Raw genomic sequence first — 13,148 nt, 5'->3', positions numbered from 1 at the left:
GTGAAACGCAGCAAAGCCACCTCCCGCCGGACAGGGGCGCCGGCCCTGGCCGAAGTCAGCCTTTCGGAAGCCGATGGCGTTCGTTATCTCCACCTGGGCACACCGTGGATTCAGGGTGCCATGCGCATCCGCAAACCGCTCAAGCTCGAACTGGACTACATCCAGCGCATGATGGCCTGGCTGCTGCTGCGTGATCCGGCCACCCTGGCCGACACCCGTACGCTGCAGCTCGGCCTCGGGGCCGCCGCCATCACCAAGTACTGCCACGCCGTGCTCAAGCTGCCTACCGTGGCGGTGGAGCTCAACCCCCAGGTCATCCACGTCTGCCGTCAGTGGTTTCATCTGCCCGATGACGACGGGCGCCTGCAGGTGGTGCAGGGCGATGCCGCCGCCTATATGACCGATGAGGCGCATGTGGGCTCGGCCGATGCGCTGTGTGTCGACCTGTACGACCACGAGGCGGCCAGCCCGGTGCTGGACGACGAGGATTTTTACCGTGCGTGCTGGCGCGTGCTGGACGACGGCGGCGTCATGAGCGTCAACCTCTTCGGGCGTGATGCCAGCTTCGCGCGCAGCGCGGCGCGCATCGCCGCAGCCTTTGGCGAGGACCACATGGCGCGCCTCAAGCCCACACCCGAGGGCAACACCGTGGTGCTGGCGTGGAAGGGGTTTGCGCTGCCCGGGCGCGAAGTGCTGCAGCAACGTGCGGAAACCCTGAAGGCGCGTTACGAGCTTCCGGCGCCAAAATGGGTCAAACTGCTGTCTGCCTTCCAAAAGCCCGCTGCCCCGACATGAGTGCCGTGCCCGCCAGTCCGTCTGCCCCATCCGCCGCGGGGCGGCGTGCCCATTCGTCCAGTCTGCCCAAGGGGCCACTGGACTGGCGCCTGCTGCTGGCCTGGTTGACCGAAGACAAGCTGCTGTCTGTCAAAGATGGCGAAACCGTGGCGCAGCGCTTTGCGGCCGGCAACAGTGCCCAGCACCCGCTGGTGCGCCTGGCTGGCCTGGGTCTGACCCGTGCCGATACCGGCGCCGTGCTTGAGCTCGAACCGCTGACAGAATGGCTGGCGCAGCGTGTGGGCCTGCCCTACCTGCGCATCGACCCGCTCAAGGTGGATGTGGGCCGGGTGGCCGAGGTCATGTCCATCAACTATGCTGAGCGGCGCAAGGTGCTGCCGGTGCAGGTCGGCCTGAACGACATCACCATCGCCACCTGCGAACCGTTGGACACCGACTGGGTGGCCGAGATCCTGGGCCACACCAAGAAGACGGTGCGCCTGGTCGTGGCCAGCCCGCTCGATCTGCAACGCTACCGCACCGAGTTCTACACCTTGGCCAAATCGGTCAAGGATGCCAACAAGAAGGCCGGCGACAGCAACACGGCCAACAGCTTCGAGCAACTGGTCGAGCTCGGCCGCAGCAACCGCCAGCTCGACGCGAACGACCAGGGCATCATCCAGGTGGTCGACTGGCTGTGGCAGTACGCCTTCGACCAGCGCGCCTCGGACATCCATCTGGAGCCCCGTCGCGAGATGGGCGCCATCCGCTTCCGCATCGACGGCGTGCTGCACACCGTCTACCAGGTGCCCCAGTCGGTGATGCAGGCCATGACCGCGCGCATTAAGCTGCTGGGGCGCATGGACGTGGTCGAGCGCCGCCGCCCGCTGGACGGGCGGATCAAGACGCGCAACCCGGCCGGCGACGAGGTCGAGATGCGCCTGTCGACCATGCCCACCGCCTTCGGCGAGAAGCTGGTTATGCGCATCTTCGATCCGGACAACACGGTCAAGTCGTTCGAGGCGCTGGGCTTCGCGCCCAGCGAGATCGCGCAGTGGGAGCAGATGGTGGCCCGTCCGCACGGCATCATCCTGGTCACCGGCCCCACCGGCTCGGGCAAGACCACCACGCTGTATTCCACCCTCAAGCGTCTGGCCACCGACGAGGTCAACGTCTGCACGGTCGAGGACCCGATCGAGATGATCGAGCCGGCCTTCAACCAGACCCAGGTGCAGCCGGCCATCGACCTGGGCTTTGCAGAGGGCCTGCGCGCGCTGATGCGGCAGGATCCGGACATCATCATGGTCGGTGAGATCCGCGACCTGGAGACGGCCGAGATGGCGATTCAGGCCGCGCTGACCGGCCATCTGGTGTTCTCGACGCTGCACACCAACGACGCGGCTTCGGCCATCACCCGGCTGACCGACCTGGGTGTGCCGCCATACCTGATCAGCGCGACCCTGATCGGCGTGCTGGCTCAGCGGCTGGCGCGCACGCTGTGCCCGCATTGCAAGCAGCCCGACGATGCGCTGCAGCTCGACACGCTGGCCGATGCCATCAAACCGTGGCGCATGAGCGGAAAAGGGCAGCCCTACAAGCCCGTCGGCTGCCTGGACTGCCGCATGACCGGCTACAAGGGACGAGTCGGCCTGTACGAGTTGCTGCCAGTGTCCGAGGCCGTCCGCGGTGCGCTGCACCCGACGGTCGACATGGCCGGGCTGCGCCGCGTCGTGGCCAAGGAGGGGCTGCGCCCCCTGCGCTTGTCGGGCGTGATGAAGGTGGCAGAAGGCCTGACCACGCTCGACGAGGTGTTGCGTAACACGCCTCAGTGGGAGAGCTGAGCGGCCGACAGGTTGGGCACCGTCACGTGACACACGATGCCGCGGGGCGTGTTCGCCTCCCAGACCACCGACCCACCCAGTTGCCGCACCCGTTTGCGCACCCCGCCGAGACCCAGGCCGTGCGCCCAAGTCTGCGGGTCGCCGCCGCGCCCGTTGTCTGCCACGCTGAGCTGCAGGCGTTGTTCCTGCAGGCACAGCGTCACGCAGACCTGTGTGGCGTGCGCATGGGCCAGGGCATTGCTCACCAGCTCGCGCAGGATGCGCGTCAGCGCCGACCACTGCACCATCGTCAGCAGCAGGTCTTCGTCCCACGTGGCCTTCCAGTCCAGTTCGCATCGGGCCACGCCCACGCGGTGTCCGAGGTCTCGCTTCCACTCGCTGACCGCCTGGCTGAACGGATGCGCTGAAGCCGCCAGCCCGCGCGTCAGTGTCTTCAGGTCCTGCAGCGTGTGGCGCACGTAGTCTTCCACGTCGGGCGTGGGCGCCTGGTACATCAAGGTCAACAGGCGGGCGCCGATGTCGTCGTGCAGGTCCTGCGCGATGCGCTGCCGCTCCTCACAGCGCCCGCGCTCCACCGCCCTGTCCACGTCCAGTACACGCTCCAGCTGCGCGAGAATGTGCATCACCAGCTGTGCGTCGGCCTGGCTGAAAAGCTGCTGTCCCCGATGGGCATGGCGCAGCACCAGGCAGGCCTCGCCGGTCGTTCCCGGCGGCTGGGGTGTCGGCAAGGCCATCACCATCACCGTGCCGTGACCTTTGAGGGCGACCTGCTCGCCTTCGAGCCGGCTGGGGGTCAGGTCGATCGACAGCGGCTCGAACAGTTCGCGCATGAGCCGCCGCAGTCCGTCGGCCAGCAGCTCGGGGTGGCGTTCGACCTCTCGGGCCAGCCGGTACAGCCGCTCGAACAGCACCTCGCGTGACACCTGCTGTCCCACAGGCAGCTGACTCAGCACGCCGTGGCGGAGGCTGAGATAGACGCCGAACGCGAGAAACAGCGACAGCGTCATCGAACTAAACACGCCAAGAGAAAACACTGCGACGAACAACAGGTCCAGCGAGGCGGCCACAGCACTGGATGCGGCCAGCCACGAGAACGCCAGAAAGACATGCCGCGAGCGGGACAGAAAAGGCACCATCACGGTCAACGAGGCGGCCAGCAACTGCCAGGCCAGCACACCATAGCGTGCCAGAGGCTGTTGCAGGTCGGGCCGGCTCTGGCCAAGGCCCAGAGCCAGGCTCAGCAGCACCCAGGTGCCCAGCACCACGGCGATACAGTCGCGGATCACACGGTACATGGGGTGCGGCGCATGACGATGCGCCGCGTGCAATTGCCAGCCCAGGCCGGCAAGAAGCGCCGCCCCGCCAGCCTGCCACGCCCACCAGGGTAGCTGCCAGGTCGCCGCCGCGCCGGCCAGCGCCAGCAGCGTGCACGCGGTGACCAGCGCGGCGACGTGGCTGCGCCGCCCGGCAATGCGGCAACTCAGATAGGCCAGCGCGGCCAGCGACAGGCTTTCGATCGCTTGTCGCACGGGCAGGTCGGCTTCGAGCCACCAGGGAGGGGCCATCCAGCCCCACTCGTGTTGAGTGGCCGCCCATGCCAGGCCTGCCGCCTGGGCTTGGACCAGGGCGCCGTAGGCCAGGCCGTTCCAGCGTGTGGCGCTCAGGGCCACACTGGCGCCCACGATGGAGGTCACCACTGCCGCGGCCATGGTCAGCCAGTACATCGTGCCCAGGCCAAGCCAGCCCCTGGTCAGCAGCGTCAAGCCCTCGTGCTCGCCGGGTGAGGCGCGCACCCACAGGGTGCCGTCAGGTCCGACCGCGTCCAGCACATCGCTGATGGCGTCCCGTTGCAGGTGGTGCTCGGCGCGCTGGGCCGGGTTGGTCAGCCACCGGGGCGAGTCATGCAGCGCAAGCGCGTGCGGTCTGGCCTCGGATTGCGCATCCGGGGTGGCCGATAGACCGGTCAGTCGGTGGCCGTCCAAGTGGCGCGCCTGTGCGCTGCCATCCCGGATGATGATCTGGCCATCTTCACCTGCCTGGAGCTGCAATGGCAGCGTGGGGGCCTGGCCCAGCCACCGCGCCTGAAAAAAGACACCGACGCAGATGAGCAGCGACCACGCAGCCAGCACGCGCCATCGCCAGCCCATGGTGGCGGGCAGCCGAGCCAGGGCCCGAAGGGCTTCGTCCAGCCTGTCGGCGCTGCCGGCTGCCATGGTGCGGTCGGGGCAGCGCGCGGGTCAGACCAGCCCGTGCTTGCTGGCCAGCACGGCCGCCTCAGCCCGGCTGGACACATTCAGCTTGCGGTAGATCGACTTGATGTGGTCGTTCACCGTGAACCACTTGATGCCCATGAGTCCGGCGATCTCCTTGATCGTGAAGCCCTTGCTCAGGTAAGTGAGCACCTCACTTTCGCGCGGGGTGAGCCGTTCATGGTCTGCGGGTGGGGGCGTCGCGGGGGCGGCCGGGCTGGCCGGTGGGAGCGTGGCGTCGCCGGTGCGGAAGTGCGTCAGCAGCCTGCGCGCAATGGCCGGCGACAGCGGCGGCTGGCCTCGCACGATCTTCTGCAGCTCTTCCACCAGCACCTCGAAGCGGTCTTCCTTCAGCAGATAGCCGTCTGCCCCGCACTGCAGGGCAGGGAACAGGTGCTCGTCGTCGGAATAAAGCGTGGTGACAATGCGTGTGGCCGGATACTGGCTCAGCTCGGTGAGCAATTCCAGGCCGCTGCCGTCCGGCAGCTCCAGGTCTACCAAGATGAGCTGGAACGGCGCGCCACATGGCGCCGCCCGGCCGCCAGCAGCATGGCCGAGCAGGCGGCGCGCGGCGTCCAGGTCGCTGACCTCGACAATCTCGCCAACGTCGCTGAAGCTCTCGCGCACGACGCGGCACAGGAACCCGCGCGCCACCGGGTTGTCTTCCAGCACCAAAACCTTGACGGACATGTTTGTTCTCCCGATGCGAGGCCTGGCCCGTCGGGCTTGCCGGCGCCCGCTGGGGCAAGGTGCCGTGCGGGATGCATCGCTTTGGATTATCGGTCAACCCGCGCATCGATCGATTCAACTCGCGGTCTGATGCAGAGTTTAGCCAGCACAGCCGTTGCGCTTCTACAATCGCCCTATGCGTATCCTCATTGCCAATGACGACGGCTATCTGGCCCCTGGCATCGCCGCCCTGGTCCAGGCCTGTCAGGGTTTGGGCGAAATCGATGTCTTCGCGCCCGAGCGCAACGCCAGTGGCACCTCCAACGCCCTGACGTTGCACCAGCCGCTGAGCCTGCACACAGCGCCTTCAGGTTTCCGCTATGTCAACGGTACACCATCCGATTGCGTGCATCTGGCTCTCACCGCAGGGGTGATTCCGCGGCCAGATCTGGTGCTGTCCGGCATCAACAACGGTGCCAACATGGGCGATGACACCCTCTACTCCGGCACGGTGGCGGCCGCGACCGAGGGTTTTCTCTTCGGTGTGCCCGCCATCGCGTTTTCGCTGGTTGACAAGGGATGGCAGCACCTGGATGCCGCAGCCCGGGTGGCCCGGCGCATTGTCGAGCATGTGCTCGCCCATCCGCCAGCTGCCTCGCCCTGGCTGCTCAACGTCAACATGCCCAGCACCGAAGGGCTGGAGCAGGCCGACTGGCAGTTGACCCGGCTCGGCCGGCGGCACGCCAGTTTCCCGGCGGTCGCGCAGCACAACCCGCGGGGCGATTTGTTCTACTGGATCGGCCCTGCTGGCGAGGCGCGTGAAGACGGCGACGGCACGGATTTCCACGCCGTGCGCCAGGGACACGTGTCCATCACCCCGCTGCAGGTCGACATGACCGATCACGCGCGCCTGCCGCAGTGGCGCAACTGGTTGAGCCAGCCATGAGCCGCTCCGACGCCCGTCCGCGGCGCTTTCCGCTGGGGCTGGACAAGGTGGCCTCCGCCCAGCCCGCCGCGGACAAGTTGCTGCGCCCCCAGGCGCACATGCAGCTGATCGAGCGCGAGCGGCGGCACCAAGGGGCCCCTCAGGGCCTCGGGCTGGACTCGCCCCGGGTTCGTGCGCGCATGGTGGCGCGCCTGCGCACCGACGGCATTGGCCACGAGGGCGTGCTGGCGGCGTTCGAGCGCGTTCCCAGACATGTGTTCGTGGATACGGCACTGGTCAACCAGGCTTACGAGGACACCAGTCTGCCCATCGGTCTGGGACAGACCATCTCCAAGCCCTCGGTGGTCGCAGCCATGATGCAGTTGCTGTGCGCCCGCCCGGGGCTGTCGGCCGAGGCCCGTCAAGGCACGCGGCCGCTGGGCGCGTGCCTGGAGATCGGCACAGGATGCGGCTATCAGGCGGCACTGCTGGCCTGCCTGTCAGCCCGTGTTGTCTCGATCGAGCGGCTGCGCGAGCTTCACCTGAAGGCCCGTCGCCATCTTGACCAGCTCAATGGGCTGATCTCGCCCTGGGCCGATATCCGGCTCGTCCACGGTGATGGCATGCTGGGCCACGGGCCACAGGCGCCTTATGACACCATCATTGCCGCAGCGGGCGGGGAGGCCCTGCCTGCTGCCTGGACGGACCAGTTGGCGCCGGGCGGCCGTCTCGTGGCGCCGGTGGCCGGCGCGGCGGGCGCACAGGTGCTCACCATCGTGGACCGTCTGCCCGATGGCACTCTGAAACACACCCATTCGGGTGCGGTGCTGTTCGTCCCCCTAAAATCAGGCCTCGCATAAGGTCTACCGGCTGCCCTGCGGCCGCATGTTGGTTGAAGCCCATGACGTTTTTCTCAAGGTTGGTCGTTCCTTCTGCTGTGGTGCTGTTGATGGCCGGTTGCGCCACCCAGACCCATCGCGCGCCCGTCGAGCAGCGCACCTCGCCCTCGTCGTCCGATTCGGGCGGTACACAGGCGCCTCCGCGGCTGCCGCCAGGACACGAGAACGCCGGCAAGCCGGGCTACTACACCGTCAAGCCCGGTGACACGCTGATCCGCATCAGCCTGGATACCGGCCAGAACTGGCGCGACATTGCCGCTTGGAACAAGCTCGAGAATCCCAACCTCATCGAGGTGGGGCAGGTACTGCGCGTGGTGCCGCCTGGCGAGTCGGCGGACACGGCGGTGGTGGCGGCGCGCCCCATCGTCAGCCCGCGCATTGAAACCCGCGGCCTGGACGCAGCGCGGCCAGGTGCCACACCCCCGTCGGCCCCAGGGTCCACCCCGCCGCCCTCGCAGGCACCCGGTGCGTCACGCCCGGCTGCCGCCGCGCCTGCGCCTGCCACACCGGCGCCTGGCGAGGCCGCCCGCCCTGCAGACGATCAGGCATGGATGTGGCCAGCAGCCGGCCCAGTCCTGGGTGCGTTCGAAGAAGGCCGGCGCAAGGGCGTGGCCATCGGTGGCAAGGCCGGTGACCCGGTGGTGGCGGCAGCCGATGGTCGAGTCGTCTACGCCGGATCCGGGCTACGCGGCTACGGCAACCTGGTCATCATCAAGCACAGCGGCGATTTCCTGACGGCCTACGCCCACAATCAGAGTCTGCTGGTGAAGGAAGACCAGGTGGTACGCCGCGGGCAGAAGATCGCCGAGATGGGCTCGACCGACGCTGACCGCGTGCAACTGCACTTCGAGCTGCGCAAGCAGGGCAAGCCGATCGACCCGACTCGTCAGCTGCCACCGCGCTGAGGCGGCCAGCAGTCCTGAGACAATCGGGGGATGAGCGCATCATCCCCCGTTTCTGTTTCTGACGCCGCCGCGCCCACCCACCAGGCGCATGCGGAGCCCGTGCCGCCCCACCTTGAGTGGCTCACAGTCGAATCACTGGATCTCGAAGCCCAGGGCGTGGCCCACCGTGCTGACGGCAAGGTTGTGTTCATCGAGGACGCCTTGCCCGGCGAGCAAGTACGCGTGCAGGTCACCCGACGCAAGAACAACTGGGAGCAGGCCACGCTCACCGAGATGCGTCGCGAAAGCGCCCAGCGCGTCACGCCAGGCTGCACCTATTTCGGCCTGTGTGGTGGCTGCAAGATGCAGCACTTCCACCCTGCCGCCCAGGTGGCCGTCAAGCAGCGTGTGCTGGAAGACAACCTCTGGCACCTCGGGAAGGTCAAGCCCGAGATGTTGCTGCGCCCGATCGAGGGGCCCACTTGGGGCTACCGCTACCGCGCGCGCCTGTCGGTGCGCTACGTGGCCAAGAAAGGCACCGTCCTCGTCGGCTTTCACGAGCGCAAGTCACGTTATGTGGCGGACATGCAGACCTGCGAGATCCTGCCTGCCCATGTGAGCCGGCTGCTGATGCCGCTGCGTGCGCTCATCGGCAGCATGGATCAGCGCGAGCGCATTCCGCAGATCGAGGTGGCCGTGGGCACCCAGGTGACCGTGCTGGTGCTGCGCCACCTGGAGCCCCTCAGCGCCGCCGATACCGCCCGTCTCCACGCCTTTGCCACGCAGCACAGTCCCGCCGAAGGCGGCCAGCAGCGCATTTCGTGGTGGTTGCAGCCCAAGGGCCCGGACACGGTCCATGCGCTCGATCCGTCGGCGCCCGGGCTGGATTACACCTTGCCTGAGTTCGGCATCACCATGCCGTTCAAGCCGACCGACTTCACCCAGGTCAATCACGCCATCAACCAGGTGCTGGTGGGCCGGGCCTTGCGCCTGCTCGAAGCCCGTGCGCACGAGCGCGTGATCGACTGGTTCTGCGGCCTGGGCAACTTCACGCTGCCCTTGGCCACGCAGGCGCGCGAGGTGCTGGGCATCGAGGGCAGCGAGACGCTGGTGGCGCGTTCGCGCGAGAACGCCAAGGCCAATGGGGTGGCAGAAAAGACCGCCTTTGTGGCACGCAACCTGTTCGAGATCACGCCTGAGGAGCTGGTGTCGTACGGCGCAGCCGACAAGTGGCTGGTCGACCCGCCTCGCGAAGGGGCGTTTGCATTGGCCAAGGCCGTGGCCGACCTGCATCAGGCCCCCGAGCGCATGCCGCCAGGCTGGCAGCTGCCAGCGCGCATCGTCTACGTGAGTTGCAACCCGGCCACGCTCGCGCGCGATGCGGGGCTGCTGGTGCATCAGGGGGGCTACCGCTGCACGGCCGCCGGTGTGGTCAACATGTTCCCCCATACCGCCCACGTCGAGAGCATGGCCGTGTTCGAGCGCGACGCGCCTCAGTCCTGCTGAGCGGGCAGCGAGGCCACGCAGACGCGGTTGCGGCCCGCCGCCTTGGCGGCGTACAGCGCCGTGTCTGCCAGCGTGATGCTGTGTTCCAGACTGTCATCGGATGCCAGCGCAGCCACGCCGGCCGAGAAGGTCACGCGCAGGCCGGCCGGGAACGTTGCGGCTTGCGTCAGCTGTTGCTGGATGCGCTGGAGCACCGCCATGGCGTCTTGAGGCGTGGTGTCGGGGAAGAGCATCAGAAACTCCTCGCCGCCCCAGCGCGCCAGCGTGTCGGATTCGCGCAGGCCCTTTTGCATGACCCCGGACAGCGCCCTCAGCACTTCATCGCCCACGCCGTGTCCGTGGCGGTCATTGATGGTTTTGAAGTGATCCACATCGACCAGTGCGACGGATGTGACCCCGCCGTGGCGGCGTTGCCGGGTCTGGGCCTGTGACAGGCGCTCCAGCATGTGGCGGCGGTTTGGCAGGCCGGTCAGTTCGTCCTGCGTGGCCAGTTCCTGGATGCGCTGCAGCGCCTTGGCCAGTTCCACTCGACGAGAACGCGCGGTCTCCCTCAGTCGGGCCAGTTGTCCGACCAGCAGGCTCACGCTGACGAGCATCAGCATCAACATCAGAAAGTAGACGAGCTGCATCTCCGGCCCGTGCAGGATGTGCCGCTGCTCGTCGGCGACCTGCCACATGACCCAGCCGAACGCGACGGCCGCCAGGGCGCTCGCCCGCCACAGGTCGCGGGTGGTGCTGGTGAAGATGCTGAACATCAGGATCACGAACAACAACAGCAGGGCAACCGGCCTGCCAGGCCCGCCGATCAGGTAGCCCCAAGCCAGGAAAACCACGCTGAGCGCAGTGGCCACGCCGCCCATGCTCGGGTCAGCCAGGCGCTGGTTCAAGCCCGTTCGGAATACGGCGTACAAAATGACGATCACCGCCATGGCAGCCTGGGTGAGCAACACGCAGCGGTGTGGATCGATCACCCCTTGCCAAGTGCCATAGTTCAGCGCCAGCAGGCCGGCCAGGCAGTTGGCCACACCGATCGCGAAACGGCGCCCGAGGATTTGCTGCTCCGGATCGGCCGAGAACAACAAGACGTCGAGTCGGCGGGTCCACAGTGCGTTCGGCCACCAGCGTGCTTCGAAGAAGGGCCGATGGTGCGACCGTTCGCGCCAGCCCGCCAACACCACCACCACGATCAGGATGAGCAGGCTGAACAGCACCGTGAAGGTGAGGGTCTGCGTCCAGGCGGCTTCGCCGGACAACAACAACGGGGCGGACTGCATGGCGGACATCGTGCAACCATTTTCTGGCGCAAGATGACCCGTCTGGGCGGGAGTTGATCCCTTCGGCGTGAGCACTTCACGGTGCCAACCCCCTCGACCGCGGGGCGCCCAACAAAAAGCCGGGTGTGAAAATCCGGCTTTTTTACATCATGAAGCGACTCGGCGTCGCACGCGAGAGGCGTCAGAGCACGTCCGATGCGTAATCCGCCAGGCGTGAGCGCTCGCCGCGGGCCAGGGTGACATGGCCACTGTGCGGCCACCCCTTGAAGCGGTCGACCGCATAAGTCAGGCCCGACGAGCCCTCGGTCAGGTAGGGCGTGTCGATCTGGGCCAGGTTGCCCAGGCAGACGATCTTCGTGCCCGGGCCGGCGCGCGTAATCAGCGTCTTCATCTGCTTGGGCGTCAGGTTCTGCGCCTCATCGATGATCACGAACTTGTTCAGGAAGGTGCGCCCGCGCATGAAGTTCAGGCTCTTGATCTTGATCTTGCTGCGCACCAGTTCCTGGGTTGCCGCGCGGCCCCATTCACCCGCGCTGTTGTCGCTGCGCGCCAGCACCTCGAGATTGTCGTCCAGCGCGCCCATCCAGGGCGACATCTTCTCTTCCTCAGTGCCGGGCAGGAAACCGATGTCCTCGCCCACTGGCACGGTCACACGGGTGACGATGATCTCGGTGTAGCGCCGCTCATCGAGCACCTGCGACAAGGCCGAGGCCAGCGTCATCAGCGTCTTGCCCGTGCCGGCCGAGCCGGTCAGCGTGACGAAGTCGCATTCCGGATCCATCAGCAGGTTGAGGGCGAAGTTCTGCTCCCGGTTGCGCGCTGCCACACCCCAGACTGCGTGCTTCTGGTGCGTGTAGTCCTTGAGCGTGCGCAGCACCGCCGTCTTGCCCGTGATCTCGGTGACCTTGCCGTACCAGGGGCTGGCGCCGGGCGTTTCGAGGTAGACGAACTGGTTGACCAGGAAGGCCGGCACCATCGGGCCGCTCAGGCGGTAATAGGTGACGCCGCCTTGCTGCCAGCTTTCCATGCCCTTGGCATGGCGCTCCCAGAAATCGGTCGGCAGTGGCAGCACGCCGGTGTAGAGCAGGTCGCCGTCTTCCAGCGCCTTGTCGTTGAAGTAGTCCTCAGCCGGCAGCCCCAGGGCGCGGGCCTTGATGCGCATGTTGATGTCCTTGGACACCAGCACGACTTCGCGCTGCCCCTTGTGCTGATCGCGCAGCGCCTGCACCACACCGAGGATCTGGTTGTCGGCCTTGCCCTGAGGCAGGCCGGTGGGCAGCGAGACGGCCATGCCCATGGTCTGGAAGAAGAGCCGGCCCAGTGCCTCGACGTGGCCGGTCTTGGCCAGGGGAATGCCGGCGTCGGGCTGACCCGGTTGGCCTGCGCCCATGTCGGCGGCCAGTGCATCCAGATCCCGGCTCACCTGGCGGGCGTTGCGCGCCACCTCGGTCATGCCCTTCTTGTGCCCGTCCAGCTCTTCGAGCGTGATCATGGGCAGGTAGATGTCGTGCTCGGCAAAGCGGAACAGCGAGGTCGGGTCGTGCAACAGCACGTTGGTGTCGAGCACGAACAGCTTGGGCGGGCCGTCGTCCTGCATTGTCTTACGCCGGCTGCGGCCGGTGGACGGGGTGGGGGCCTGGCCTCGCGCCTTGCTGGGGGCGCCGGTGGCGGGGCGGGGCGCACCGGGGGCGCGGGCCTCCACCGGCGGAGGGGTCACGCGGGCGGTCGGGGTAACGGCTTCAGCGGCAGGTCGCGCGGGCTTGACCAGTTCCAGCACGGCAGCCGAGGGGGCCGCCGGTGTGGCAGGCAGCGTGGCAGAAGGTGCCTGTTTCAGCTTGCTCGGCCGCTTGGCCGCCTTGGGCTGGCTGCGGATTTCCTCTTCGGTGAGCATGTCGGCGCGTTTGGCAGGCGGCTTGGGCAGAGGCATCTTGGCGTTCCGTCAGTGAGAGGACAAAGGGCAAGAAAAAAGGCCGCACAACTGGGTGTGCGGCCTTGCTTCGGCAGCTTGAGCGGCATGGGCCGGATGGGACAAGCTCAAATGCATGCGTCTGATTATGCACATCCCACCGCCGTGTCCAACTCCCGGGAGACGATGTGATGGGGGCGCAACAAAGCCGATCCGGTTGC

10 protein-coding genes are annotated in these 13,148 nt (G+C 67.2%); 6 read left to right on the top strand and 4 right to left on the bottom strand.

The features are described 5' to 3' along the window. Together GTZ97_RS12085 and tfpB are read left to right on the top strand one after the other, a co-directional pair. On the top strand, positions 1-795 hold the full coding sequence (locus tag GTZ97_RS12085; protein ID WP_161650891.1) for a spermine/spermidine synthase domain-containing protein: 795 nt from the start codon (positions 1-3) through the stop codon (positions 793-795). Beyond that, positions 792-2,615: a type IV pilus assembly ATPase TfpB gene (gene tfpB / locus GTZ97_RS12080; RefSeq protein WP_161650890.1), complete on the top strand. Its 1,824-nt coding sequence runs from the start codon at positions 792-794 to the stop codon at positions 2,613-2,615. Before GTZ97_RS12085 ends, tfpB begins: the two co-directional genes overlap by 4 nt. On the opposite strand, the gene GTZ97_RS12075 is transcribed toward tfpB, so the two are convergent. Together GTZ97_RS12075 and GTZ97_RS12070 are read right to left on the bottom strand one after the other, a co-directional pair. Then, on the bottom strand, positions 2,600-4,828 hold the full coding sequence (locus GTZ97_RS12075) for a sensor histidine kinase (RefSeq protein ID WP_161650889.1): 2,229 nt from the start codon (positions 4,826-4,828) through the stop codon (positions 2,600-2,602). The genes tfpB and GTZ97_RS12075 overlap by 16 nt on opposite strands. 24 nt (positions 4,829-4,852) lie before the next feature. Next, positions 4,853-5,554, bottom strand: a complete 702-nt coding sequence (locus GTZ97_RS12070; RefSeq protein WP_161650888.1) for a response regulator transcription factor — start codon at positions 5,552-5,554, stop codon at positions 4,853-4,855. Between the two features lie 175 nt (positions 5,555-5,729). Between GTZ97_RS12070 and surE the strand changes: the two genes are divergently transcribed. The 4 genes from surE to rlmD are packed head-to-tail and all read left to right on the top strand — an operon-like array spanning position 5,730 to position 9,747. Next, entirely contained in the window at positions 5,730-6,479 is a 750-nt protein-coding gene (surE, locus tag GTZ97_RS12065; protein WP_161650887.1) for a 5'/3'-nucleotidase SurE, read from the top strand. Then, positions 6,476-7,318: a protein-L-isoaspartate O-methyltransferase family protein gene (locus GTZ97_RS12060; RefSeq protein WP_161650886.1), complete on the top strand. Its 843-nt coding sequence runs from the start codon at positions 6,476-6,478 to the stop codon at positions 7,316-7,318. The genes surE and GTZ97_RS12060 overlap by 4 nt, the downstream gene beginning before the upstream one ends. Positions 7,319-7,359: 41 nt before the next feature. Further along, positions 7,360-8,262: a peptidoglycan DD-metalloendopeptidase family protein gene (locus GTZ97_RS12055; protein ID WP_161650885.1), complete on the top strand. Its 903-nt coding sequence runs from the start codon at positions 7,360-7,362 to the stop codon at positions 8,260-8,262. 30 nt (positions 8,263-8,292) lie between these two features. After that, positions 8,293-9,747 (top strand): 23S rRNA (uracil(1939)-C(5))-methyltransferase RlmD, encoded by a 1,455-nt coding sequence (rlmD, locus tag GTZ97_RS12050; protein WP_161650884.1) that lies wholly within the window; start codon positions 8,293-8,295, stop codon positions 9,745-9,747. Here rlmD and GTZ97_RS12045 read toward each other — a convergent pair. Continuing rightward, positions 9,735-11,021 (bottom strand): GGDEF domain-containing protein, encoded by a 1,287-nt coding sequence (locus tag GTZ97_RS12045; protein WP_161650883.1) that lies wholly within the window; start codon positions 11,019-11,021, stop codon positions 9,735-9,737. The genes rlmD and GTZ97_RS12045 overlap by 13 nt on opposite strands. 181 nt (positions 11,022-11,202) lie before the next feature. Continuing rightward, on the bottom strand, positions 11,203-12,948 hold the full coding sequence (locus GTZ97_RS12040; RefSeq protein WP_161650882.1) for a PhoH family protein: 1,746 nt from the start codon (positions 12,946-12,948) through the stop codon (positions 11,203-11,205). Positions 12,949-13,148 lie beyond the last annotated feature (200 nt).

Origin of the sequence: Aquabacterium fontiphilum, from assembly GCF_009909205.1 — a bacterium.
Classification (GTDB): Bacteria; Pseudomonadota; Gammaproteobacteria; order Burkholderiales; family Burkholderiaceae_C; genus Aquabacterium; species Aquabacterium fontiphilum.
Note: the sequence above shows the minus strand (reverse complement) of the source record. Positions and strands in the feature narration are given on the sequence as shown.

Bases quoted from the DNA above. Each gene is read 5' to 3' on its own strand.
- GTZ97_RS12045 (WP_161650883.1), bottom strand. From the start codon at position 11,021: ATGCAGTCCGCCCCGTTGTTGTTGTCCGGCGAAGCCGCCTGGACGCAG.
- GTZ97_RS12075 (WP_161650889.1), bottom strand. From the start codon at position 4,828: ATGGCAGCCGGCAGCGCCGACAGGCTGGACGAAGCCCTTCGGGCCCTG.
- GTZ97_RS12060 (WP_161650886.1), top strand. From the start codon at position 6,476: ATGAGCCGCTCCGACGCCCGTCCGCGGCGCTTTCCGCTGGGGCTGGAC.
- GTZ97_RS12070 (WP_161650888.1), bottom strand. From the start codon at position 5,554: ATGTCCGTCAAGGTTTTGGTGCTGGAAGACAACCCGGTGGCGCGCGGG.
- GTZ97_RS12040 (WP_161650882.1), bottom strand. From the start codon at position 12,948: ATGCCTCTGCCCAAGCCGCCTGCCAAACGCGCCGACATGCTCACCGAA.
- tfpB (WP_161650890.1), top strand. From the start codon at position 792: ATGAGTGCCGTGCCCGCCAGTCCGTCTGCCCCATCCGCCGCGGGGCGG.
- GTZ97_RS12055 (WP_161650885.1), top strand. From the start codon at position 7,360: ATGACGTTTTTCTCAAGGTTGGTCGTTCCTTCTGCTGTGGTGCTGTTG.
- surE (WP_161650887.1), top strand. From the start codon at position 5,730: ATGCGTATCCTCATTGCCAATGACGACGGCTATCTGGCCCCTGGCATC.
- rlmD (WP_161650884.1), top strand. From the start codon at position 8,293: ATGAGCGCATCATCCCCCGTTTCTGTTTCTGACGCCGCCGCGCCCACC.